The sequence below is a fragment of the Virgibacillus carmonensis genome (assembly GCF_057836705.1).
Genome location: NZ_JBYQFJ010000228.1, coordinates 1 through 627, shown reverse-complemented (window position 1 = coordinate 627; position 627 = coordinate 1). Strand labels below are relative to the sequence as shown.

The 627-nt window shown below is 37.0% G+C and carries 1 protein-coding gene; it reads left to right on the top strand.

From position 1 onward, the window contains the following. On the top strand, positions 1 to 487 hold a 487-nt coding region (locus tag AC3G7N_RS21545; RefSeq protein ID WP_489424178.1), incomplete at its 5' end, for an alpha/beta hydrolase. Positions 488 to 627 lie beyond the last annotated feature (140 nt).

Genomic DNA, 627 nt, shown 5'->3' with positions numbered 1-627 from the left:
AATATTTGTTACTGGACTATCAATGGGGGGAAAGTTAACCCTATACTTAGCTGAAAGGCATTCGGAAATCAAAGGAATTATGCCGATAAATGCAGCTGTAAACTTACCAGAGTTCGCCGCCAATTATGAAAAACTATCATCTGAAGGTATTAGATTTATGGACGCAATTGGATCAGACATCAAAAAAGAAGGTGTTGAGGAACTTGCTTATCCAAAAACACCGGTGAAATCAATCAAAGAGATAGTGAGCCTGACTGATATTGTGCGAAATGATTTACAAAAAATAAACACGCCAGCATTGATTTTTTCTTCAGTGGAAGATCATGTGGTGCCACCGCAAAATGCAAAAGAAATCTATGAATCAATATCTTCAAAAGAACGTGCGATAGTTTCCATGGAAAACAGTTATCATGTGGCAACACTGGATCATGATAAAGAATTGATTGCCGAGAAGTGTATTGCGTTTATTAATAAGATAGAAAGTTGACGTTTTAAAGCAAGGAAGTTCAAAGCAAATAAAAGGGGGCGGAATTATGGAGAATACGCAAAAGGATTTTCATTTAAATGAGACAGGGAAACGCCACAATGGCGGAAACCTGGTTAAGTTTTTTGTGTTCAGTTTTATCG